Below are 23362 nucleotides of genomic sequence, written 5' to 3' on the forward strand. Positions count from 1 at the left end.
AATGGGCGGTGTAGTGATGTACATCACTACAACAAAAAAATACCTCATAAGTTTATCGAGTTTGCTTATGAGGTATTTCTTAATTTATTTAGTTTTAATCAATACAAAGCTCTTGCTTGACTAAGTCTGTTGAAATGAGCAAATATCCTTTGTTGCTCACTTTCGCAATGTTATTTTTTCTTAATTTCGTTAGCGTACGGCTAACTGTTTCTCTTGATGTTCCAATCATGTTAGCAAGCTCTTGATTCGTGAACTGTGTATTTAATTTTACATACTCACCATCATGTTTTTGACCGTACGTTTTGGAAAGGCGCAAGAATAGCATTAAGATTTGCTCATACGTATTATGAAAGATTTGTTCATCTAACCGGCTTTGCAAATCAATAATCTTTTCCCCCATGACACGAAACAGCTTCATACAAACTTCAGGTCGCTTTAAAAGCAGTCGCTCAAACTCTATAATAGGAATGACGAGTAATGTTGCAACCTCCATTATCTCAGCATGGGCTGGATATCCACCTGTTCGGAAAAAGCCTGCATGCGGAAACATATCTCCCTCTTGAAGCACAGAAACAATTTGTTCTTTACCGCTCATATCCGTTTTGTAAATTTTTACTTTTCCTTTATGAATAAAAAATACTCGATCAAGTGGATCCCCCTGCATAAATAAAAGCTCTCGTTCTTTAAAATTACGAGGGTGGGCCATTTCAATAATGGGCTCCATTTCCTGATCCGTTAACTCTTTGAATAAAGGCACACTTTTTAATAAAGACTTCATCGCCTCTATCGACATTCCCAATCACTCCTTCCCGTTGAACTCAATCATTCTATTATAGCTTGCTCGTTATGATTTGAACGTGAAAAATATCACTTTTAAAATACCATTTTTGCTTTCCTTTTCACTTTTATTTTATTAAAGTTCCTCCCTATTTTTTCCTATTTATTACTCGATAAACGAGGTAGCAACAGTAAAATCGAACGATTTGTGAAGTGTGATTTAGATCACACCACCATAATTTGGAACAGCATATCATTAACCTATCAGAAGGGAATGATCCTATAAAATACTTGAAAGTCAAAAGAATGAAATAGGCTCAGTCCTTTCTATCAAAAACAGAGAAAGGAGCTGGAATATGAAAAGCGCAATTCTAACTTATGTACTAACTTTTGCCATTGCTTTTGGAGGGGGATATCTATTTTTTCAACCACAAGAATCAACAGAAACAAGTCAACAACCAACAACAGATACTGAACAGGAAAGTGCAGAAGTAGCAGATAGCACTGAAGAGATGCCAGTGGCTGTTGATTCAAAGGCTGGAGAAACGTTAAACAACTTTGGTTGCCTCTCTTGCCATGCAGTTTCAGGGTTAGATTTAGAGGGTGGAACGACAGGACCTGATTTATCGAATGCTTACCTCAATGTTGAAGGAAAGCATGGGAAACCATTGGAGGAATACCTTAAAGAACCTACTTCTGCTGTTATGAGCGGTGTGATCGGTAGTAATCCAATGTCAGATGAAGAAATCGATGCCGTAATTTCGTTATTAAAAGCAGCATCAGAAAACAAATAATGGGGGTGCAAAATGTGAAGAAAATCATTTTTCCTGGCGTTGCTGGATTGATCTCAGGAGTATTGGCAGCTACTGTATTTTTTGCCGACTTTAATACAACAGCTCCACAAACGACGTCCGCGACTACAAAAAATAAAGCTGAACAAGTTTACGTTCCACATGGAGAGCTCGATGAGTACTATCTATTTAATTCGGGTGGACATTCTGGGCAATTATTCGTTTATGGTGTGCCATCGATGCGACATATCCGAACGATCCCTGTCTTTACACCAGATCCTGCAACCGGTTACGGTTTTGATGATCACTCAAGAGAAATGTTAGGTGACTATACGTGGGGCGACCTCCATCACCCTGCCTTTTCAGAAACAGACGGTGATTATGATGGGAAGTTCCTTTTTGCTACAGACGTAGCGAATAACCGCGTCGCTGCCCTTGACTTAAAGGACTTCCATACGGTTGATATGTTACAAGTCCCAAATAGCGGCGGACCACACTGTGCAGCATTCGTTACTGAAAACACCGAGTATTTATTTTTGCCAACACGTTTCTCCGTTCCGATTGGAAATGAGTATGCTTCACTTGATGAATTTAGCGACACCTATCGTGGGGTCATGTCAGCTGTTACTTTTGATGAAGATGAGAAAAAGTTAGATGTAGCCTATCAGGTTGCCTTACCACCTTGGTCTTATGATAAAGCTTGAGCAGGTAAAGGACTTTCTGGGAAATGGGCAGTCGTCACAACGTATAATACCGAAGAAGCAACAACGAATTTAGAAATTAATGCTTCTCAAGCAGACCGTGATTACATTGTCTTATTTAATTGGGAAGAGTTAGAGAAAAAAGTAAACAATGGGGAGTACGAAGAAATAGACGGACAAAAAATGATCTTTCCTGAAAAACATGAAGGTGGAGTTTATTTAGTACCTGTTGCCAAATCCCCACATGGTGTCGACGTCAGCCCAGATGGTAAGTACTTTGTTGCATCTGGTAAATTAGCACCTGCCATGACTGTATTTTCATTTGAAAAAGCGTTTGCAGCGATTGAAAATCAAGATTTTTCTGGAGAAAGAAATGGAATTCCGGTCATAAATTATGAATCGGTGATGGAACGTGAAGTCGACCCACCAGGAGCACTTGGACCACTTCATACGCAATTTGATGATAAAGGACACGCTTACACAACGATGTTTATTTCTTCTGAAGTCGTTAAATGGGAGTATGAAACAGGGGAAGTCATCGACCGTCAAGATGTATATTATTCACCAGGTCACTTAGTAACGACTCACGGAGATACAGCAAAGCCAAGAGGGGATTATTTAGTTTCTTTAAACAAGATTGCCAAGGATAATTATTTATCGGTTGGGCCTTCCCATCCTGAATCGATGGATTTATTTGATATTAATAGTGAGGAGATGGTTCATTTATCTTCGACACCGGTTAACCCTGAACCACACTATGGACAAATGATTCATCGAGACGTCATTAACACTTTCCATGTGTATGAACAAGATGAAAATAATCCACATGCCGTTTATAGCCAAAGCGATACGCGGATTGAGCGAGATGTTGATCAAGTCACTGTTTATGGAATTTCGATGCGTTCAAAATTTATCTTTGATGCAAAAGCCGAGCGTCCAGATGTGATTGAAGTGAATGAAGGCGATACGGTAACTCTTCATATTACAAACAATGATTTTGACCAAGATATCGTTCATGGACTCGGAATTATGGACTATAACTTAAACTTTGAACAAATGCCAGGTCAGACGAAATCAATTACCTTCGTAGCAGACAAAACTGGGGTATTCCCGATTTATTGTACAAACTTCTGTTCAGCACTACATCAAGAAATGACGGGTTATTTACTTGTAAAACCAAAGGAGTAGTATCAAAAAGGGGTATTACAGCAATACCCCTTTCAATTAAAGCGGGGTGAAACATATGGCTCGAAAACTCTCTTCCTCGTCAGTTATTAGTATACTCATAGCTGCTTTATTCATCATCATTTCGATATTTTTACCTTGGTGGAAGATGACGTTTTATGCTCCTCAATATCAAGAAGGTTTAAATATATCCGTCTACCCTTATAAATTGGTTGGCGATATTCAAATTATTAATAGCTTAAACCATTATATTGGGATGGCGAATTTTAGTGAAGAAACCTTTCCCGAACTTCAATTTTTACCTTTTCTTATAGGAGCATTAGCCTTAGTAACCATCATTTGTGCCTTACTAAGAAACAAAAGGTTCTTATACAGTTTAATCGGAGTTTTTATGACTGGAGGAATATATGGACTTTATTATCTTCACCAAACACTTACAACGTTTGGGACAGAGCTCGACCCGAAAGCACCGATAGAGATTGATCCGTTTGTTCCACCGATCATGGGAGAGAATACATTGGCCAATTTTGTGACGAATAGTTCCTTTAGCTTTGGATCATTTGTTATTGGATTAGCATTTTTACTCATGTTATATCCGATTTGGAAGGAGCGAAGATAATGGTTAAAAAAGTGGCTTTGTTCATCCTACTGTTTTCAGTCATGAGTGGCGATTTTGTACTAGCAAAGGATGACCTGCAAAAAGTGATTGATGATACTCCAGCAAATGGTGTGATCGAGTTATCTGACCAAGTGTACGATGGAAATATTACCATTTCAAAACCACTTACAATTAATGGCTCTAAAAAAACGATAATTCGTGGAGATGGCACAGGAAATGTCATATCGATTCTCGCCGAAAATGTTCATATTGAAAACATAACAGTTGAAAACAGTAGCTTTTCTTTAAACTCAACGGAGGAATTTGCGGCAATTAAAATTCATACTGACCATAACACGATAAAAGATCTACAAATTAAAGATGCATACCATGGCATTTATCTTAGTCAAGCACATTACAACACGATCGAAAACATCCACGTTTCTGGAAAAGGAAACCAAACAGTTAATGGTCAAGGTAACGGCATTCATGTCTATTACTCTAATTTTAATCAGTTAATTGAGAATGAAATAACTGGCACAAGAGATGGCTTATTTTTTGATTACTCAAATGAAAATGAAGTTAAAGGAAATGTATTAAAAAATACACGTTACGGCCTTCATTTTATGTATTCTAATCACAACCTTTTTTTAAACAATCAATTTAGCTTCAATACTGGTGGTGCTGCAATTATGAACTCGAGTCATAATACGATCCATCAAAATGAATTTTCACTCAACCAGAGCACGCGATCATTTGGTCTACTATTACAGATGGCTAATGATAATACCATTACGGAAAATGTGTTTTTTCAAAACCAGCGGGCACTCTTTATTGATCAATCACAAAATAATCGCATTGAAGCGAACGATATTAGCCAAAATCAGATAGGTATGGAACTGTGGGCAAGCGCCAAACATCAAGTAATTACAGAAAATACTTTTTTTAGAAATGTTGCATCTATCATTACAATTGGTGGATTGCCTGAAACAAAATGGAGTGAAAATAACCGTGGAAACGATTGGGGGAACGATATTCCACTATTTGATTTGAATCAAGATGGAATTGGTGACACCCCGTTGAAATATAGTTCATCTCTTTATCGTCTTATTGAAAAAAATGAACTCGTCTATCTTTTTTTAAATAGTCCTACCATCATGATGTATGAAAAGATCAATCAATTGGTAAATAAAGATGAAGTGATGTTAGTAGATGAACATCCATTAATGACAAAACGTTCAAACCGCCTACTAACATGGACCACAGTTCCTCTTTTACTCATAATGATTGCGGTTTATATTGGCAGGAAAAGGAGGAAACTTTGATGATGTATTTAGATAAGGAATGGAAAGAGCTTTCGAGAGGAAAAGGCCTTTGGTCTGCTTTAGGTATCGTCATCATTTTATCTATCTTTCTATTATTAGAAGCTCGGAGTTTTCCAACAGAGCACGGGTTTGAAGCCTTTTTGTTATCACTCTATGAAATGCAAATCTATTTCATCCCACTCCTTTGCTTATTTCTATCCTCTTTTGCCGTCATGCAAGAAAAGGAATTAAAGACGTTAATCATTCTAGTGACGAAAAGGGAATCATTTCGTAGCTTTCTTTTAAAAAAGAGCGTTGCTATTCATGGAATCACTACTGGCGTTTTTATAAGCTGGCACATTCTATTTGCGTTACCGATAAAGCTTTTTCTTTCGTTTAACAGCATTCATTTTTTGTACTTTCTTATTTCTATCGTTGTCTTAATCCTGATATTTAATCAAATTGGATTACTGACAGGAAGTATTTGTAGTACTCGAATCCAGCTTGTCGGAGCGAACATATTTATTTGGTTTTTTCTCATTTTTCTTGTTGATCTTATTTTTCTCTATCTTTTACCGTACGTGACTTACGCAAATATAACCATTTTTTCCGTGTTTTATTTCCTTGATCCCCTTCATTCGTTGCGCTTTTTTTTAGAAACAGCACTAGGAACTTTCTCATTAGAGTTTATGTCACGGTTTATGGAGAAAATGGTTTGGATGTCTCCGGTGAAATTTTTAATGATCAATTTACTCATTTGGCTCGTCCTCTCATTTGAATTAGCGGTCTTATTTCACAATAAGGGGGAGAAACAATGATTCAAGTAAAAGGCTTAACCCAATCCTATAGTTCAAAAAACAATGTGTTGGAAGATATTCATTTAGAAGTCAATCAAAATGAATTGTGTGCATTAGTCGGTAGAAATGGGGCCGGTAAATCAACGCTAATTCATTCCATACTAGGCCTTCTTCCGATTAAAAAAGGATCGATTCTTCTTGGGGGAATTTCCAATAAAAAAAATAGTTGGAAAAGAAAAGTTGCTTATTTACCTGAGAAATTCCAATTGTATCCTCAGTTAACAGGCAGTGAGAATATGCATTTTTTTGCTAATTTAGGAACAGACAAAATAGCGGAAAATCGAATAAACGATATTTTAAAGCAGGTTAACCTGTGGGAGGCTCGGACAAAGCAAGTTAAAGGCTACTCAAAAGGCATGCTACAACGATTAGGTTTAGCTATTATGCTTTATTATGATACTGAAATACTCATACTTGATGAGCCAACTAGTGGACTTGATCCGATGGGTCGCGAAGAGATTTTACACATTTTAAAGACTCTGGAAAACAAAACGATCTTGCTGTCTTCTCATCATATGGACGAAATTCGTCAAATTGCTTCACATATTGCTTATTTGGATGCTGGAAAAATCACAAAATACACAGTCGCGGAATTTTCAAAAACTGTTTCACTAGGAGGAAAGTAAAATGAAAAAAATAACGGTACTAAGCCTTCTTCTACTATTTCTATTTGGTTGCAAATCGACGTCGAATATAGAAGCGGTGCTAAACTATCAACCGCAGCACTTAACAGATGTTTTCCAAGTTTCTATTACAGAAAATGAAAAACCGATTTCAGATCTTCAGGTTGTCGGTACATTTGAAATGGCAAAAATGGATCACGGCTCTGCGGAATTAGAATTTCATGAAATCGACAACGGACTATATGAGACAAACTTAGATTTACCGATGGATGGAGATTGGGTTTCAAACCTTACAATAACACAGGATGAAGAAGACTTTGAACAGCTAATATTGTTTCAAGTTTCTTCAGAAGGTACACAGCAAAATACAAAACGTGTTGCACCTGAAAAAGGTGTTGTTTCAACCATTAATGGCCAACCAATTTTAGAGGATGACCTCGAATTTTATCATTTTATCAATCACTTACAAATTACCCTTTATCGAGAAAAGGATAAGCAGTCACACGAAGGAAAAGAGTTAGAAGAGCTGATGCAATTTTGGGATGCTCAAGAAAAGGAAGCTGGCAATGTCAATACGTTATTAACTCAAATCATTCGACTTCGCGCAGTCGCTCTTTTAGCCACTGAAAAAGGACATACATCCACACCTGAGGAAGTAGATCACGAAATGGCTAAGGTGAAAAATGAGTTAATGACACAGCCCGTTGCAAAAGAACTGATTCAACAATTTGGCGAAGATCGATTTTGGGAAAAGCAGCAAAGCCAATATGAACTAATTGTTTTATCCCAAAAGGTTCAGCAAGATATGCTTGATAAGGTGAAGGAAGAAAAACCAGATGCAGAAATCACTGAAGTTAATTATTTAGCCCATCAAGAATATGAGGAACTGCTTGTAGCTCAAATTGAATCGTTGAATATAGAAGTTTATTTGCAATAATTTTATGTCATAGTTTTTATAAAGTGCAACTTCATTCAGTGGAGGTTTTCCTTCTCCCCCCACTGAATGTTAGTTGAGACTGCACGATGTAGGTCATACAGTCGTTAGCATAGGACGTTGTGTTTTAGTTTGTATACAAATGTATTCAAAAAATTTTGGAATGAAACAAGTAAAGCTTGGAATGATAATAGTGTGCGTAAAAATGGGAGGTGTAAATAATGACAAAGCGTAATAATCAAGGTGGTAGTCAAAATCAAAGCTCACCAAGAAGAGGTGGAAAGCTAGACACAGAATTTGGTCAAGAGGTCGCTAGTGGCGATAACAATAAAGGAACGGAATACAACTCCAGACGAGGTAGCAAATCACAGTTAAAACACCCGAATAATCATTAATTGTAAAAGGAACCACCACTGGTTCCTTCTTTCTACTCAGTTCTATTGGATACTAGTTGAAATGATAGGAAGAATTCAAAAGCATATTCCTTCGGGAGTATAACTACATTTGCTTGTACGTATTCATCACATGCACCAGAAGTATTCGTACTAAACTCTCCACTTCTGATTTTTTCTCGAACTTGTTTCGATTTCATAACCATTCTCCTCGTACAACCTTATTTTTTCTGCCTTCCGATTCGATCATCTATCGCTTTCCTTCAACTGGTCGGATATTAATCCCTTCTGCCATAAGTGCTGCTCGTAACTTACGTGCAAACTCAAGTGCATTCGCTCCATCCCCATGAATGCAAATCGTATTCGCTTGAATAGGAGCATATGAACCATCGACTGCTTTAACTCTATCTTCGTTTACCATCGTCAATACTTGCTCTATAGCTACTTCCGTTTCATGAATCAGCGCATTAGGATGAGTTCGAGGCGTTAGCGTCCCATCCGGTTGATACGTCCGGTCCGCAAACACCTCATTCCCTACTGATAACCCTACCTTTAAACCAGCTTTAATTAACTCACTCCCTGATAAGCCAAATAAGACGAGAGCAGGATCTACATCATACACTGCTTGCGCTATAGCTTCTGCTACGACTGGATCTTTTGCAGCCATATTATACAATGCTCCATGAGGCTTGACGTGATTCATTTTTACACCATTTATTTTACAAAACCCTTGGAGTGCACTAATTTGATAAATCACAAAATGATAGATATCGCTCGGTTCTGTTTGGATAGCTCTTCTTCCAAACCCGATTAGGTCAGGGAACCCAGGATGTGCCCCGATACTAACGCCTTTTTCTTTTGCCAATTTCACCGTTTTTGCCATGACATTGTGATCCCCTGCATGATACCCGCACGCAATGTTGGCAGAAGTAATGGGCTCTAAAATAAGTTCATCCTGACCTACTACAAAAGAACCAAAGCTTTCCCCTAAATCACAGTTCAGATCAACAGTTTTCATAAAAAATCTCCTCCCTTATATTGTCATTTACACGACATTAAAATAACTGTGGAATCATTTGAATCAGAGTACGGACCCCTAAATATGTCGTTAATACAACAACAATGGTACCAAAAAGTGTCATCCAAATCGGATGTTTATAATCGCCAATAATTTTTGTACGATGTGCCGCTAATAAAATACATCCTAATGTTAACGGAAGAATTAGTCCGTTAAATGCACCTGCTAAAATGAGTAGCATAACCGGACGACCAATTAATGCAAAAATAATTGTAGAAAAGACAATAAATCCAATCACCCAATAGTTTTGAAACTTTTTAATGCTTGGATGAAAGTTTGTTAAGAATGAAACAGACGTATAGGCTGCACCGATAACCGACGTAATTCCAGCCGCCCATAATACTAAACCAAAAATTCGATAGCCGATTTCACCCGCTGCAATTTGAAAGACGGAAGCTGGAGGATTTTCTGGATTTAAAGCAAAACCAGCTGAAACGACTCCTAATACGGCTAAAAATAAAATAAGTCTCATAATCGAGGCAACTACAATTCCAGAAATCGCGGTATTTGTTACATGACGTATATTTTCTTTGCCAGAAATTCCTGCATCTAAAAGACGGTGACCACCTGCAAATGTAATATATCCACCAACAGTTCCACCGACAATCGTGACAATGGCTAAAAAATCAATCTCAAGAGGAACAAACATCCGAAATGCTGCTTCGCCATATGGAGGTTTACTGACAAACATGACATAAGCCGTTAACAAAATCATTAATGCCCCTAAATAACGAACTATCTTGTCCATCGCTACACTTGCCTCTTTTAGAGAAAAGATAATAATACAAATTACACCCGTTATAACTGCACCTACTCTCGGATCAAACCCTAGTAAAGCATTGACACCTAATCCGCCGCCACCCACGTTACCAATATTAAAGGCGAGACCACCTAGTACGATAAAAAACGCAACTACATAACCTAAACCTGGTATTACAGCATTGGCAATTTCCTGCCCCTTCATCTTTGAAACGGCAATAATACGCCATATATTCATCTGGGCCCCAATGTCTAAAATGATCGATGCAAGGATAACAAAAGCAAAACTAGCAAGAAGTTGTTCCGTAAAAACAGCCGTTTGTGTTAAAAATCCAGGACCGATCGCAGAGGTTGCCATTAAAAAAGCAGCACCTGTCATTGCACTTAATCTTTCTTTTGGTGTCATCTTTTGTTGTTCTTCAATAGGATTTTGTTTCATATGAGTCACCCTTTCTTTTTCTGGTTATTTTTTTATTAGTTACATGATGCTTTTAAGTTGTTTATGACAAATTGGAGAACTAGACATTTACTATAAGCTTTTGTAAAATAAAAAAGATTATTTGTAAGAAAATCACATTTTTTTTTAATTATTTAAACCTTTGAAAAGTCTATTTACTATGATCAAAAGTACGATTTCAGGTAAAGGGGGAAAGACTCGTGCAAAACAAAAATAAAACCGTAGTTAAATCTATGAAGCTTTTAGATCTTTTCCGAACCTATCGAAAATTATCGTTAAATGAAATGGTGCAATTGTCTGGGATTCCTAAGACGTCTGTTCATCGTATGATTGGTTCACTTGAAGACATGGGCTTTCTTAGTAAAGACTCCGAAGGGAAGTATACTCTTGGGATGTTATTTCTTGAATTCGGACAACTTGTTGCAGACCGATTGGATATTCGAAAAATCGCTTACCCTATTATGAGAGATCTTCGTGATGATCTTGGGGAAGCTGTACATCTTATAATAAGAGATCAAAATGAAGCAATCTATATTGAAAAGCTTGACACACTACATCCCGTCCGACTTTTCACTAAAGTCGGAAGACGGTCCCCCCTCTACGCAGGAGCTTGTTCACGAATCATATTGGCCCATTTACCGGAAAAAGAACTAGAAGCATATCTTGACGAAACAGAGTTAAAGCCGTTTGAGACAGGGACGATTACAGAAAAAGATAAGCTGCGAGCCATTTTGCAGCAATCTCGTGCAAACGGTTATGCAATCAGTTATTCTGAACTTGAAAACCAGACAGTTTCAATAGCAGCACCCATTTTTGATCACACAGGTCATGTAGTTGGAGGTTTAAGTATTGCCGGTCCTGATAGCCGCTTTCAAGATGAGCACTTACCTACATTGATTGAAAAAGTAAAGCGAGCCGCGGATGAAATATCACAAAAGCTCGGCCATTTCCATTAAAGTGCGTTCGCATTGATGATGTAATGTTCATAGATGCTGCATTTTTGGTGTCAGGAACTTTTACTGTACTAAAAGTTCCTGACACCTTTTAATGATAGTCCTGTACGAAGCTCATTTAGTTCCTTTTCTCTGTTCAAGTAGAGCTCTTCAGCTTCTTTCAATGACACTTCTTTGAATCGGATCGTTTCTCCTGGCTTTAACTGCGCGATAATTGGAATATCAATTGACACGACTTGTCCTATTCTTGGATATCCACCCGTTGTCTGACGATCGGCAAGCAGGATAATTGGATTTCCGTCAGGAGGTACTTGAATCGTTCCAAGAGCAACTGCTTCTGAAACCATTTCAAAAGATTGACTCAATGTTAGTGTAGGTCCTGACAGTCTATAGCCCATTCGATCAGATTGCGGTGTCACTTTAAACGTTTCCTCAAATAACTCCTTTCTACAGATTGGTGTAAATAATTCATAATGAGAACCGCGGAGGATTCGTATTACATTATTATTTTTTTCACGTATATACAGTTCTTTATTTACACTCCATGTCGGTGCAGAAAATGGTAGCTCACCTTCAAAAGAAAGCTCCTTTAATAATTGTGATGACTGTTCTGATGGCGTTCTTAACTCAATACAATCCCCGGCTTTTAATGCTCTTCCATTAAATCCACCAATGCTTGCTCGTAAATACGTACTCCGACTCCCCATTACTTCTTCAACATTAATGCCTCCTACTATGGCCAAATAAGCTCTGCAACCAGACTTACACGGACCAAACCGTAGAACACTACCCTTTCTTACATAGACCGGTTTCCACAATGGAATAGATTCGTTTTCAATCGTAGGCGATAAATCTCCACCCGTGAGCGCAATAAGTACATCTTTCTCTATTTGCAATTCGGGACCTGTTAATGTGATTTCTAGAGCTGCCTCTCCTTCTTCATTACCGACTAATAAATTCGCAACTCGAAGGGCATATGTGTCCATCGCTCCACTAAAAATCACCCCATACTTTTGAAGGCCCGCTCTACCTAAGTCCTGAACCGTAGTTAGCAAACCTGGACGAAGTACTGTTATACTCATCGTAAATCCCCCTTATAATCTCTATACTCTTTAAGAGAAATAGATTTAAAGCGAATAATATCTCCCGATTGCAGAAGGGATGGTGGGGTTTTAGACGGTAAAAACAAATCGAATGGGGTTTGACCAATGAGTTGCCAGCCACCAGGAGTTTCAATAGAATACACTCCTGTTTGCTTACCAGCTATACCTACTGACCCTTTTGGAATAGCCATACGAGGCTTTGCTTTTCTTGGGGTAGCAATTTTCTCTGACATTCCTCCTAAATAAGGAAAGCCAGGGGCAAAACCAATCATATAAACAAGATACTCTCCACCTGAATGAATATGGATTACCTCATCAGTTGTCAAGTTATTATATTGTGTAACATATTCTAAATCAGGGCCTAACTCCCCACCATAACAGACAGGTATTTCAACTTCTCTTTGTTTCGTATGATCTATTTCTTTTAGCTGTTTTAAAAGGTCTTTTATTTTTAAAGAAACGGTTTCAAATGCAGAAAGCTTACGTCCTTTGTACCCTTCTTGTACAACTCTTATCGGATCATAAAATACCGTTACACTCGTAAAGGATGGAATATATTCAACCATCCCGATAATAGGCTTACTGTCAAGGTGATTGGTGAACGCCTTCACCTTATTATGGATAGTTACATCGATTCCTGTGCCAAAACTTATAATAATAGCCGTTTCACTTAATGGATAAATGTCAAAATGCTCAAAGGTACTTCCAGCTAAATTATTGTCTAATTTCACCCCTCGGCCTCCCTTTGTTCCAAAATTCGGAATATAAATTCCGAATTAAGGTATTAAAATAATTATAATTGTTTGAATATAAAAAAACAATACTTCCTCAACATTAAAAGCTATTAGTTAAATGAAAGAACAGTATTATGTTATCCTTTTTCACTATAGATCATGATTAATTTACCATCTAAAAACAGCAGAAGAGGAACTGCTATTAGCAGTCCCTCTCTCTTAATTTTTAGCTATTTTCGTAAACTTTGTTGCTATTGGACCGTTTTTTGAACATAAATCAGCCCTAATGGACAAATTCATTTGTCCATCTGGCTGATTTATGTTCAAAGGCTTCACGCCATAGCGTGAAGAACCAAGCTTTCGCTTGGTTAACGGTCTAATAGCTAAAAGCAACAATCTTTTAGAAAAGAGCCTAATTTTGTTATTATTAAGCTCGACCTTTTGTAATTACACTGATGATTTCATCCATACTCATATCAGTCGTTAATTCATGTTCGCCAATTTGAATATATTTTGCTGCATTCTTAGATTCTACTAATCGTACAAACTCAGACTCGTCTTGAATTAGTCCTTTTTCCTTAAGAATTTTCGCAACATCAGGACTTACCATACCAGAAGAAATCTTAATTTTATGTGTTACCGGTTTGTCTTCTTCTGTCTTTTCTTCTTTTACTTCTTCCTTCTCTTCAACAACTTGGTCGTCAGCCTTACTTTCATCCTTCTTTTCTTCAGCAGGTTTTTCTTCTGTTGCCACAGCTTCTACTTGTCCATTTTTCAACGTTTCATAGTCTTCTTCAGAGATGACCAATAGATTGTTTTCTTTTAAAAATACTTCAATGGTTTCTTGAGTCAACACTGGCTCTTCAGCTGTTATATGGGCTGGTGCAAGCACTGATTTAAAAAGTAACAAAACGATACCAGTGATAAAAAATCCGATCGACAATCCTCTTGCAGTATGTTTATCCACGCTTCACTCTTCCTTCCTCTTCGTCTTTCATTTTATCCTTTAATTCATTAATTTCTCTCATCAAATTAATTTGTACATTACTTACTTGATTTGTAACCTCAGATTGATAGTCTTTAGCAAAGAAAGAATAGACAAACAATCCTGCACTTGCTAAAAACAACAAGATGATCAACAACGTCATTATGGTTCCTCCTTTTTTAGTAAAGTTCTTTTCTAAAGACTCTTTTCTCAAAGATTGTTGCTTTTAGCTTTTGGACCGTAAGCCAAGCGGATGCTTGGCTCTTCACGCATAGCGTGAAGGTTTTGAAAATAAAATAGCCGTTCTAAAAGATTGTTGCTATTTTACGAAAAGCCTATAGTAACCATTAAAAGTTCATCGGCAAACGATTCACATGCTAATTTTCGACAATTTACAAACACCTATAAAATCATAGCATTATTTTTTGCGACAAACAATCACTGTCATTTTTCTTTCACAAAATTGAACCGTAAGACCCTCCTAGTGTATAGGCCTTTCCCTTTAAAAGAATCCAATTCTACCCAAAAATCAGTAATATAGACATAAATTTATTAAAATTAAGTAATATAGAAGTAAAGTATAGGGGTAATGTGAAAAAACTGAGAAGACTTTAATATCTTCTCAGTTCCTGTCAATTACTATTTTCTTCATACTTAAAATTATATTTTCTCCTATAGTGGTTCAAGATCACCGTGATATTCTTTGGATCGTTTTCATCAGTAGTTCTGTTCTTTCTGTTAAAGTAGGGATTTCCAAATATTCATTTTCACTATGTGGATTACCACCTACTGGTCCTAGACCATCAATTGTTGCAATTCCTTGAGCAGATGTAAATGAAGCGTCTGAGCCCCCACCTGTTTGTGTGTCAGTTACTTCTAGCCCAATTTCATGACCAACCTCTTGAATGATGTGTAAAAGCTCTTTTGTTTGTTCGTTTTTTACCATCGGAGGACGATTAATATTGCCTAATAACTCAATTTCAGTCCCACTTACGTCTGTTGTCGCGCAAACTTCTTGAATTCGCTTTTCCATTTCTTCTGCTTGTTCTGGCAAAGTGATACGTACATCGACATGTCCGACAGCATTAGGAGATACCGTATTGACCGAAGCTCCGCCTTCAATTAGCCCCACATTGACCGAAATCCCATTATCATGGTCATTGAGTTCATGCAATTTCACAATTTTATACGCTAATTCTTCAATTGCACTTCTCCCTTTTTCTGGCTCAATACCAGAATGAGCGGCTCTTCCTTTAACACTTACAGTATAGGAGCCTCCTCCTCGTCGTGCAGACACTAAAGAGCCGTCTTTTCGAGCTGGTTCCATGATTAATGCATATTTTTTACCTACTGATTTTTCCTCAATCAATGCTCTTGAAGTCGGAGAGCCTATTTCTTCATCACTATTTAGGATAATCTCCACATTTTTATATGCTTCATCCTTCGTTTCAACTAATGCTTTAAGTGCATAGAGCGCAGAAACTTGACTCGATTTCATGTCAATGACTCCTGGCCCATACGCTCTGTCACCTTTGATGGTAAATGGGCGTTCACTTGCTGTTCCTTCTTGAAATACCGTATCCATATGGGCAACAATTAAAATTTCAGGATCAATAGCCTCTTTATGTTTGATGACTAGATGATTTCCTAGTTCTTCTTGTTCAATCACTCCCACATGAAACCCGAGTTCCTCATACTTCCCCTTTAAAATGCGACCGACTTTATCGACTCCCTCTTTAACATACGAGCCGCTATCTATGTTGACTAACTGTTCAATTAAATCTAACATTTCTTGTTCACGATTTAGTGTATATTCCAAAACAATCACTCCCAATTTTTAGCTATTCACCACAATACCTTGTCCTTCAACAAGAGGATAATGACACGCTACTTGATGGCCATCATCTTTTTCGATAAGCTGCGGCACTTCTTCTTTACATTTTACATCAGCATACGGACAACGAGTATGGAATCTACACCCAGAAGGTGGATTAGCCGGACTTGGCATATCGCCTTCTAACACAACAAGTTGCTTTTTATCTCTTAACGTAGGGTCCGGAATAGGAACCGCTGATAGAAGCCCTTCCGTATAAGGATGCATCGGCATACGGAATAACTGTTCTTTTGTAGCTAATTCCACCACTTGTCCTAAGTACATAACAGCAATGCGATCACTAATATGCTTTACTGCGGGTAGGCCATGAGCAATAAAAATAAAAGTTAGGTTAAACTCTTTTTGAAGTTTGGCTAATAGGTTTAAGATTTGAGACTGAATGGAAACGTCTAAAGCGGATACAGGTTCATCACAAACAACTAATTTCGGTTTTAGTGCAATCGCTCTAGCAATCCCAATTCTCTGACGTTGACCACCACTAAACTCATGAGGGTACCGACGCGAATACGATCGGTCTAAACCTACCACATCCATTAACTCATACACTTTTTCTTCAAGTTTTTTTCCTTTAGCCACATTATGTGTTAATAAAGGTTCTGCAATAATATCAAAGACTCTCATTCTCGGATTTAAAGACGAAAACGGATCCTGAAAGATCATTTGAATATCCGCTCTCTTTTTACGTAGCTCTTCAGGTGAAAGTGTACTTAGGTTAATACCATCAAATATAATCTCCCCTTCTGTCGGTTCAAGAAGGTGCATAATTAAATTTCCAGTTGTTGATTTTCCACACCCCGACTCTCCAACAATCCCTAAGGTTTCTCCTTCTTTTACATAAAGGTCGACACCATCAACGGCTCGTAAATATTGCTTTTTCCTTTTTAACCAGCCTTCGGAAACATCGAAGCTTTTTTTCAATCCTTTTACTTCTAGTAAGTACTTTTCTTTATTACCCATTAGAGTGTCACCTCTTTTTCCTCATGTAACCAGCATCGTACTTTGTGTCCTGGAGCGATTTCCTCTAAAGGAGGAGCTTCTTCAACACATTTTTCTGTCGCATACTTACAGCGCGGTTGAAAGCGGCAGCCGACTGGGAAATCTTGCGGGCTTGGTACAGTCCCTTCAATCGAGTCTAACTCTTCTTTTAGTTCGTGAATTTTCGGTGTACTATCTAATAACCCTTTTGTATATGGATGTTTCGGCTCACGGAAAAGTGTAAAGACATCGGTATGTTCAACGACTTGGCCAGCGTACATGACTATGACTTTATCGACCATTTCCGCTACCACACCTAAATCATGAGTAATCAACATGATGGACGTTCCGTAGTCACGAGTAAGTTGTCTCATCAGTTCTAAGATTTGTGCTTGAATTGTAACGTCTAGTGCTGTCGTCGGTTCATCGGCAATAAGTAATTTTGGATTACATGATAGAGCCATCGCAATCATGACGCGTTGCCTCATTCCACCACTTAAAGAGTGCGGAAAAGCATCAAAAACCTTTTCTGCACGGGGAATACCGACCTTTTTTAACATCTCTATGCTTCTAGTCTTGGCTACTTTTTTATTCACTTTTTGATGTAAAATAATTGCTTCTGATATTTGATTTCCAACGGTAAACAAAGGATTCAATGATGTTAAAGGCTCTTGGAAAATCATCGAAATTTCATTTCCTCTTAAATTTCTCATTTCCTTTTTCGAAGCCTTTGTTAAATCCGTTCCTTCAAAATTTATTTCCCCGCCTTCTATCTTTCCTGGAGTTCCGATCAATCCCATAATTGAAAGAGAAGTTACACTTTTTCCTGAACCCGACTCACCTACAACAGCCAGCGTCTCTCCTTTATGTAATTCAAAAGAAACACCATCTACAGAAGGAATAACTCCATTCTCAGTACGAAAATAAGTTTTTAACTCTTTTACTTCTAATAAACAATTTTCACTCATAATGACACCTCCTTAATTACTTCCGAACTCCTTGAGAACGAGGATCAAGTACATCTCGCAACCAGTCTCCTAAAAAGATAATCCCTAAAACAGTGATTGTAATGGCTACTCCTGGGAATGTAGCTAACCACCAACTTGTTGCAAGATAATCTCTACCATCACTTAAGACGCCTCCCCAAGAAACGGTTGGGGGCTGAATTCCTAAGCCAAGGAAACTTAATGAAGCTTCTAAAATAATTGTAGTTGCAACACTTAATGTTGAAATAACGATAAAAGAAGAAACGACATTAGGTAGCAAATGTCTTAAAATAATCTTATGATTTTTAACCCCGATGGAACGGGCCGCTTTAACAAATTCACGTTCTTTAATACTGAGAACTTCACCGCGGACAAGGCGGGCATAGTTCACCCAATTGGTTACACCTAATACGATAATTAAGGTGATGACACTCGGACCAAATACACTAAGGATCACTAGTGCAAAAAGAATATTTGGAATAGCTAAAAAAGAATCTACTAATCTCATAAGTGCATTATCAATAAAACCACCATAAAAACCAGCAATAAGACCAACAGATACACCAATAATCCCTGCTAGTACTACTGCAGCAATTCCAACTAATAGAGAGACTTGTGAACCATAGATGATCCTACTTAATATATCTCTGCCAAGATTATCTGTACCCAATAAATGCTCACTGCTTCCACCTTCAATCCACATAGGAGGTTGAAGCATATTTGCTGGATTGATCTCTGTCGGATCATGTGGTGAGATCAGTGGTGCCAAAATTGCAGTGAATACCATTAATAGTACAATCAGAAACCCGACTGTACCAGTTTTACTCATTAACAAAAGCCTTACCCAACGGACCAAAGCGCTTGGGCGTTTCCTGGTCACTGCTGTCTTCGGAATTTCATTACTTGTTGTCGTTTGAGGAGCTTGTGCCATGCCGTTATCCTCCTTTTTCGTTCTTAGTTTTTTAATTATATTTAATCCGTGGGTCTAATAAGCGATATAAAATATCAGCAAGCAAGTTCATCGCAATAACCATGATTGCAATAATAAACACACAGGCTTGTACAATGGCCATATCACGTGTATTAACTGCTTGAATTAACAATTGTCCTAATCCTGGCCATGAAAATACCGTTTCTGTAATTAAGGTTCCACCGACCAATGTAGAAGTCTGTAATGCTGTAATTGTAATAACAGGAATTAAAGAATTTCGAAAGGCGTGTTTGTAAACGACAACTCGATCTTTTAATCCTTTACTTTTTGCTGTTCGAACATAGTCTTGACTAAGAATTTCAATCATGCTTGACCTGATCAAACGAGTCATTTCTGCTGCAATCCCTGTTCCTAGAGTAATCGCTGGAAGAACTAGATGAGCAATCGAATCTCTTCCCGACACTGGAAACATTCCTAATGTTACTGAAAATAGCAAGATTAGCATAATCCCTAGCCAAAAGTTAGGCATAGCCTTTCCTAAAACAGCTCCTCCTGTTGCAATAAGGTCTAACGCAGAGTTCTGTTTCGTTGCTGACCAAATCCCTAAAGGAATGGCAATGACAATCGCTACAATCATCGCGGCAACCGCTAATTCTAAAGTAGCTGGTAAGCGTTCTAAAACAATAGGAAGGGCACTCTGGCTATAACGAAAGGATTCCCCAAAATCACCTTGTATAAGCTTTACAACATAGCTTCCGTACTGGACAAGGAATGGCCTATCTAACCCCAATGACTCTCGTAAAATCTGTGCATCCTGTTCTGTTGCATCTTCAGGCAACATTAGAGCAACAGGATCTCCTGCAACAAAAACTAGACTAAAAACAATAAAAGATATAATGAATAGGACTGGAATAATTTGCAATAGCCTTCGGATTAAATAATTCCCCACTTATTTCACCCCTTAATATTTTTTAGGGTTAGGTATGAAGTACATCCCTAACCCTAGAGTGTTCCTATTAAACTATTTTATTTCTTTGTTACAGTCGGTACGTATAACATTTCATCCATTGTAGGTGTGTAATTAATACGGTCACTTATACCGATATTAATCGATTCTTGGTGTAAAATGATGTGAGGTACTTCCTCTACTAGAATTTCTTGAATTTGTTTATATTGCTGTTCACGCTCTTCGATGTCCATATTTTGTACGGCTTCTGCTAATAAACGGTCAACCTCTTCATTTTTATAATCTGTTTCTCCTTCAAAACGCGCAGAACGGTACCAATCCAGTGCATTGTCAGCATCAAACATCGAGTTTCCTAATCCAAGCATGTAAGCATCTTTATTCGTTTTAGCCGCACGCATTTCAACAAAATTACTCCACTCTAGGAAGTCAATGTTTACTTTAATACCTACAGCAGCTAACATACCGCCAACCATTTCAGCAACTTGAGCATCCTGTAAATAACGGCCACGTGGTGAATGTAGTGTCATTTCAAATCCATCAGGATATCCTGCTTCTTCTAATAACGCTTTTGCTTTTTCTAAATCATAGTTGTATTTTCCATACAGGTCTTCATGGAAGCCGAAGTTTCCAGGAGCCACGCGAGTAAGTGTCGTTGTACCAGCACCGTTAAGTACATTTTCAGTAATCGCTTTGTTATCAATTGCATAGTCGATTGCTTGACGTACTCTTACATCAGATGTTGGATAGCCTTCCGTTGAACGTAAGAAGAGCATTAATGTACGGTTAGATGTTTCTGATTTCATTGACGTCCCATCGTTTGCATCTACACGTTCCCACTCACTTGGTGGTACGTTTACAGCGATATCTACTCCACCCGTTAATAGTTCATTGACACGTGTTGAGTTTTCAGGAATCACACGGAATACAACTTTTTCCCAAGTATCTACTTTGCCTTCAAAATAGTCTTCAAATGGTTCAAATACGATGCGATCATCACGTACCCACTCAACAAACTGATAAGGACCTGTTCCAACTGGATTCGCTAAGAAATGATCAAATCCATTTTCTTCAATATACTTTGCCGGTAAAATCCCTGAACCAATACGTGAAATACGGTTTAATAAAGCTGGTTCTGGATTATGTGTAATAATTTTAAAGTTTAATTCATCAATAATTTCAACTTCTTTAATTTGACGGTAGTTCGCGTGGTCTCTTAAACCATCATCGTATGCAACTCTTTCTAAAGAGTATTTAACATCTTCAGTAGTTAACGGATCGCCGTTATGGAAAAGAACTCCTTCTTTAAGCTTAAATTCCCAAGTTGTCTCATCGATATTTTCATATGTATCAACAAGCTCAGGCTTAATTTCTCCAGTTTCATTGTCTCTTTTAAATAAATAGTTGAACATATTATCATGAACTGCTTCAGTAGAAGTATTCAAGTGATCATGAACGTCAAAACTAACAATGTCAGTTCCCATTGCAATCGTTAATGTTGTGTTATCATCCCCTGCTTCTGTCACTTCAGAATCTGGAGTTTTTTCCTCATCATCTGTTTTTGATGTTTCTTGTGATCCCCCACTACATGCAACTAAAATGAATACACCTAGTGAAAAAATCATTAATGTTAGCCAAAGGTTTTTCTTCATTGTAATACCCCCTAAAAAATTGTTTGTTTTGATTTATAGACGAAGCAAATCAATAATTTACTTCGGTGTCTAACTTACTTTGGTAAAGGATTAGTTAATACTGATTCCTTTGTATGCTTTTTAATATAATTTAAAGCAAACTCCGCTAGCATTGCCGAACCGTATGGTAGTGCATCCTCATCAATATCAAATAGTGGATGATGATTTGGATAAACACAATTTTTCTCTTCGTTTCTTATACCAAGACGGAAGAAGATCCCAGGAACTTTTTCAGCGTAGTATGAAAAATCTTCCCCACCCATACTTGGTTTTACGACAGATAAAGTATTTTCCCCCAGCACTTTATTGGCAGTTTCTTCAAGTAGTGGAATGAGTGAATTATCATTTTGAACTGGTGGATAACCAAATTGATAGTCAAAATGGTATGTAGCTCCAAATGCGTTACAAACACCACTTATAATCTGGTCCATTTGGTCTCTTACCGTTTTTCGCAGCTCAGGATCTAAAAGGCGAACTGTTCCTTCTAACCTTACTTTTGGAGCAATTACATTTCTTGCATAGCCACCATCAATTTTTCCAATCGTAAGTACACCCGGTACTAGAGGGTCTAGTGTACGACTTACGACTTGTTGAAGTGCTGAAATCACTTGTGCCGTTACAGTTACTGAATCAATCGACATGTGAGGATGAGCAGCATGTCCACCTTTTCCGATGATCTCTAGATCAAAATGATCAGCACACGCCATTGCAACCCCAGGACAAACCGTAACATACCCAGTGTCTGCTGTAGGATGGACATGTAGTCCGGCAATGGCATCCACCTTTGGATTCTCTAAGACTCCTTCTTCAACCATGTGCATTCCACCAGCCAATCCTTCTTCTGCAGGTTGAAAAAGGAGTTTTATATTCCCATGAGTCGGTGGATTTTGAGAAAGAAGTGTTGCAGCCCCTAATAAAATAGACGTATGAGCATCATGGCCACATAAATGGGCTTTACCACTTACTTTAGATGCATACGGAACGTCCTTCTCATCTTGAATCGGCAAGGCATCCATGTCAGCTCGTAAGGCTACGGTTGGTCCAGATTTTTCTCCTCTAATGATTCCTACTACACCTGTTTTAGCAACAGGAGCTTGAAATTCGATCCCGAGTTCCGTTAGTTTTTCTTGGACAAACTTAGATGTTTCTACTTCTTCAAAACTAAGCTCTGGGTTTTGGTGAAGTTTTCTTCTCCAAGCTACAATATCTTCTTTAATTTTTTTTGCTTCTTCCGCCATAGACACCATGTAATACACCCCTTCTATCGTTTCGGCTATTCATTTAATAACAGGTAGACAGAGAACAATTTTGGCTAGAGCCTTTCTCACTTTTATATATTTTGAAAATAATCCACCTATTGAGTCACTTATGAACATTCAGAAAACTTATCTCATATTTTATAAACCCTATGCCTGAATTACTACAGAAAAAAAAGAAAAAAACGATTTACAGTTACTAAGTTCCTATAAAATTACTGTATAATCTAGTAAAGCTAAGCTTTTAGCGGCGTATGGACTGAAGCACTCCGTATGAGATAAAGGAAACACGTGGAGCAGCAGCGAGCCGATGTTGACTGATATGAACGAAACTGTCAAATACGTACCCCATTTTTTTAATTTCAGCTAAATCTGGGCAACCTTAATAGGAGAAAAGCTACTTAATTTTTCTCCACTTAAACTTTACATGGAGT

Annotated in this window: 23 protein-coding genes and 1 pseudogene; 9 read left to right on the top strand and 15 right to left on the bottom strand. The window is 37.8% G+C overall.

Translation table 11 applies throughout. The annotated features are described in order from the left end of the window. Positions 1 to 94: 94 nt before the first annotated feature. On the bottom strand, positions 95 to 793 hold the full coding sequence (locus J0N78_RS15540) for a Crp/Fnr family transcriptional regulator (RefSeq protein ID WP_209124023.1): 699 nt from the start codon (positions 791 to 793) through the stop codon (positions 95 to 97). Between the two features lie 340 nt (positions 794 to 1133). On the opposite strand from J0N78_RS15540, the gene J0N78_RS15545 reads away from it, so the two are divergent. From J0N78_RS15545 to J0N78_RS15580, 8 genes and pseudogenes are all read left to right on the top strand, one after another. Next, positions 1134 to 1571 carry a c-type cytochrome gene (locus tag J0N78_RS15545; RefSeq protein ID WP_209124024.1) on the top strand — a complete coding sequence of 146 codons (438 nt, stop codon included), beginning with the start codon at positions 1134 to 1136 and terminating at the stop codon, positions 1569 to 1571. Beyond that, positions 1571 to 3457 (top strand): annotated as a pseudogene (gene nosZ, locus J0N78_RS26535) (Sec-dependent nitrous-oxide reductase). Before J0N78_RS15545 ends, nosZ begins: the two are co-directional and overlap by 1 nt. A 55-nt stretch (positions 3458 to 3512) precedes the next feature. Then, the gene (locus J0N78_RS15555; RefSeq protein WP_209124025.1) at positions 3513 to 4073 is read left to right on the top strand and encodes a hypothetical protein; all 561 of its coding nucleotides are present in this window, start codon (positions 3513 to 3515) and stop codon (positions 4071 to 4073) included. After that, positions 4073 to 5377 carry a nitrous oxide reductase family maturation protein NosD gene (gene nosD / locus J0N78_RS15560; protein WP_247747353.1) on the top strand — a complete coding sequence of 435 codons (1305 nt, stop codon included), beginning with the start codon at positions 4073 to 4075 and terminating at the stop codon, positions 5375 to 5377. Before J0N78_RS15555 ends, nosD begins: the two co-directional genes overlap by 1 nt. After that, on the top strand, positions 5377 to 6174 hold the full coding sequence (locus J0N78_RS15565; protein WP_209124027.1) for an ABC transporter permease: 798 nt from the start codon (positions 5377 to 5379) through the stop codon (positions 6172 to 6174). The genes nosD and J0N78_RS15565 overlap by 1 nt, the downstream gene beginning before the upstream one ends. Further along, the gene (locus J0N78_RS15570) at positions 6171 to 6839 is read left to right on the top strand and encodes an ABC transporter ATP-binding protein (RefSeq protein WP_209124028.1); all 669 of its coding nucleotides are present in this window, start codon (positions 6171 to 6173) and stop codon (positions 6837 to 6839) included. Before J0N78_RS15565 ends, J0N78_RS15570 begins: the two co-directional genes overlap by 4 nt. A gap of 1 nt (position 6840) precedes the next feature. Next, positions 6841 to 7773: a FixH family protein gene (locus tag J0N78_RS15575; RefSeq protein WP_209124029.1), complete on the top strand. Its 933-nt coding sequence runs from the start codon at positions 6841 to 6843 to the stop codon at positions 7771 to 7773. A gap of 218 nt (positions 7774 to 7991) precedes the next feature. Next, positions 7992 to 8165 (top strand): imidazoleglycerol-phosphate dehydratase, encoded by a 174-nt coding sequence (locus J0N78_RS15580; protein WP_209124030.1) that lies wholly within the window; start codon positions 7992 to 7994, stop codon positions 8163 to 8165. 32 nt (positions 8166 to 8197) lie between these two features. Here J0N78_RS15580 and J0N78_RS15585 read toward each other — a convergent pair whose 3' ends face one another. From J0N78_RS15585 to J0N78_RS15595, 3 genes are read right to left on the bottom strand one after another with little or no spacing between them, the layout of a single operon-like run. Continuing rightward, positions 8198 to 8362, bottom strand: a complete 165-nt coding sequence (locus J0N78_RS15585; RefSeq protein WP_209124031.1) for a hypothetical protein — start codon at positions 8360 to 8362, stop codon at positions 8198 to 8200. 50 nt (positions 8363 to 8412) lie between these two features. Then, a complete protein-coding gene (locus J0N78_RS15590) occupies positions 8413 to 9180 on the bottom strand; it encodes a 5-oxoprolinase subunit PxpA (RefSeq protein ID WP_209124032.1) in 768 nt (255 codons plus the stop codon). A 37-nt stretch (positions 9181 to 9217) separates the two neighbouring features. Then, entirely contained in the window at positions 9218 to 10405 is a 1188-nt protein-coding gene (locus J0N78_RS15595; protein ID WP_247747362.1) for an NRAMP family divalent metal transporter, read from the bottom strand. A gap of 251 nt (positions 10406 to 10656) precedes the next feature. Between J0N78_RS15595 and J0N78_RS15600 the strand changes: the two genes are divergently transcribed. Next, a complete protein-coding gene (locus J0N78_RS15600) occupies positions 10657 to 11412 on the top strand; it encodes an IclR family transcriptional regulator (protein ID WP_209124034.1) in 756 nt (251 codons plus the stop codon). Between the two features lie 68 nt (positions 11413 to 11480). On the opposite strand, the gene J0N78_RS15605 is transcribed toward J0N78_RS15600, so the two are convergent. From J0N78_RS15605 to J0N78_RS15655, 11 genes are all read right to left on the bottom strand, one after another. Next, positions 11481 to 12491, bottom strand: coding sequence for a 5-oxoprolinase subunit C family protein (locus J0N78_RS15605; protein ID WP_209124035.1), 1011 nt, complete (start codon positions 12489 to 12491; stop codon positions 11481 to 11483). After that, the gene (gene pxpB, locus J0N78_RS15610) at positions 12488 to 13243 is read right to left on the bottom strand and encodes a 5-oxoprolinase subunit PxpB (RefSeq protein ID WP_307794952.1); all 756 of its coding nucleotides are present in this window, start codon (positions 13241 to 13243) and stop codon (positions 12488 to 12490) included. Before pxpB ends, J0N78_RS15605 begins: the two co-directional genes overlap by 4 nt. A gap of 430 nt (positions 13244 to 13673) precedes the next feature. Beyond that, positions 13674 to 14213: an endolytic transglycosylase MltG gene (locus J0N78_RS15615; RefSeq protein WP_209124036.1), complete on the bottom strand. Its 540-nt coding sequence runs from the start codon at positions 14211 to 14213 to the stop codon at positions 13674 to 13676. Then, the gene (locus J0N78_RS15620) at positions 14206 to 14394 is read right to left on the bottom strand and encodes a hypothetical protein (protein WP_209124037.1); all 189 of its coding nucleotides are present in this window, start codon (positions 14392 to 14394) and stop codon (positions 14206 to 14208) included. Before J0N78_RS15620 ends, J0N78_RS15615 begins: the two co-directional genes overlap by 8 nt. Before the next feature lie 525 nt (positions 14395 to 14919). Further along, positions 14920 to 16020 carry a M20 family metallopeptidase gene (locus J0N78_RS15625; RefSeq protein ID WP_209124055.1) on the bottom strand — a complete coding sequence of 367 codons (1101 nt, stop codon included), beginning with the start codon at positions 16018 to 16020 and terminating at the stop codon, positions 14920 to 14922. 48 nt (positions 16021 to 16068) lie between these two features. Next, a complete protein-coding gene (locus J0N78_RS15630; RefSeq protein ID WP_209124038.1) occupies positions 16069 to 17082 on the bottom strand; it encodes an ABC transporter ATP-binding protein in 1014 nt (337 codons plus the stop codon). Further along, positions 17082 to 18068, bottom strand: coding sequence for an ABC transporter ATP-binding protein (locus J0N78_RS15635; protein ID WP_209124039.1), 987 nt, complete (start codon positions 18066 to 18068; stop codon positions 17082 to 17084). The genes J0N78_RS15630 and J0N78_RS15635 overlap by 1 nt, the downstream gene beginning before the upstream one ends. 16 nt (positions 18069 to 18084) lie before the next feature. Further along, positions 18085 to 19017, bottom strand: a complete 933-nt coding sequence (locus J0N78_RS15640; protein ID WP_209124040.1) for an ABC transporter permease — start codon at positions 19015 to 19017, stop codon at positions 18085 to 18087. A 31-nt stretch (positions 19018 to 19048) separates the two neighbouring features. After that, the gene (locus J0N78_RS15645; RefSeq protein WP_209124041.1) at positions 19049 to 19966 is read right to left on the bottom strand and encodes an ABC transporter permease; all 918 of its coding nucleotides are present in this window, start codon (positions 19964 to 19966) and stop codon (positions 19049 to 19051) included. A 77-nt stretch (positions 19967 to 20043) separates the two neighbouring features. Beyond that, positions 20044 to 21633, bottom strand: coding sequence for an ABC transporter substrate-binding protein (locus J0N78_RS15650; RefSeq protein ID WP_209124042.1), 1590 nt, complete (start codon positions 21631 to 21633; stop codon positions 20044 to 20046). A gap of 74 nt (positions 21634 to 21707) precedes the next feature. Beyond that, complete coding sequence (locus J0N78_RS15655; RefSeq protein ID WP_209124043.1) at positions 21708 to 22919, bottom strand: M20 metallopeptidase family protein; 1212 nt, start codon at positions 22917 to 22919, stop codon at positions 21708 to 21710. Positions 22920 to 23362: the final 443 nt, after the last annotated feature.

The sequence above is a fragment of the Alkalihalobacillus sp. BA299 genome, assembly GCF_017745675.1.
GTDB lineage: Bacteria > Bacillota > Bacilli > Bacillales > Bacillaceae_F > Alkalihalobacterium.

Coding starts and splice junctions, on each gene's coding strand:
- J0N78_RS15590 (WP_209124032.1), bottom strand. CDS start 9,180: ATGAAAACTGTTGATCTGAACTGTGATTTAGGGGAAAGCTTTGGTTCT.
- J0N78_RS15625 (WP_209124055.1), bottom strand. CDS start 16,020: ATGTTAGATTTAATTGAACAGTTAGTCAACATAGATAGCGGCTCGTAT.
- J0N78_RS15620 (WP_209124037.1), bottom strand. CDS start 14,394: ATGACGTTGTTGATCATCTTGTTGTTTTTAGCAAGTGCAGGATTGTTT.
- J0N78_RS15605 (WP_209124035.1), bottom strand. CDS start 12,491: ATGAGTATAACAGTACTTCGTCCAGGTTTGCTAACTACGGTTCAGGAC.
- J0N78_RS15555 (WP_209124025.1), top strand. CDS start 3,513: ATGGCTCGAAAACTCTCTTCCTCGTCAGTTATTAGTATACTCATAGCT.
- J0N78_RS15650 (WP_209124042.1), bottom strand. CDS start 21,633: ATGAAGAAAAACCTTTGGCTAACATTAATGATTTTTTCACTAGGTGTA.
- J0N78_RS15635 (WP_209124039.1), bottom strand. CDS start 18,068: ATGAGTGAAAATTGTTTATTAGAAGTAAAAGAGTTAAAAACTTATTTT.
- J0N78_RS15630 (WP_209124038.1), bottom strand. CDS start 17,082: ATGGGTAATAAAGAAAAGTACTTACTAGAAGTAAAAGGATTGAAAAAA.
- J0N78_RS15585 (WP_209124031.1), bottom strand. CDS start 8,362: ATGAAATCGAAACAAGTTCGAGAAAAAATCAGAAGTGGAGAGTTTAGT.
- J0N78_RS15575 (WP_209124029.1), top strand. CDS start 6,841: ATGAAAAAAATAACGGTACTAAGCCTTCTTCTACTATTTCTATTTGGT.
- J0N78_RS15540 (WP_209124023.1), bottom strand. CDS start 793: ATGTCGATAGAGGCGATGAAGTCTTTATTAAAAAGTGTGCCTTTATTC.
- J0N78_RS15640 (WP_209124040.1), bottom strand. CDS start 19,017: ATGGCACAAGCTCCTCAAACGACAACAAGTAATGAAATTCCGAAGACA.
- J0N78_RS15565 (WP_209124027.1), top strand. CDS start 5,377: ATGATGTATTTAGATAAGGAATGGAAAGAGCTTTCGAGAGGAAAAGGC.
- J0N78_RS15570 (WP_209124028.1), top strand. CDS start 6,171: ATGATTCAAGTAAAAGGCTTAACCCAATCCTATAGTTCAAAAAACAAT.
- J0N78_RS15545 (WP_209124024.1), top strand. CDS start 1,134: ATGAAAAGCGCAATTCTAACTTATGTACTAACTTTTGCCATTGCTTTT.
- J0N78_RS15595 (WP_247747362.1), bottom strand. CDS start 10,405: ATGACACCAAAAGAAAGATTAAGTGCAATGACAGGTGCTGCTTTTTTA.
- J0N78_RS15655 (WP_209124043.1), bottom strand. CDS start 22,919: ATGGTGTCTATGGCGGAAGAAGCAAAAAAAATTAAAGAAGATATTGTA.
- nosD (WP_247747353.1), top strand. CDS start 4,073: ATGGTTAAAAAAGTGGCTTTGTTCATCCTACTGTTTTCAGTCATGAGT.
- J0N78_RS15580 (WP_209124030.1), top strand. CDS start 7,992: ATGACAAAGCGTAATAATCAAGGTGGTAGTCAAAATCAAAGCTCACCA.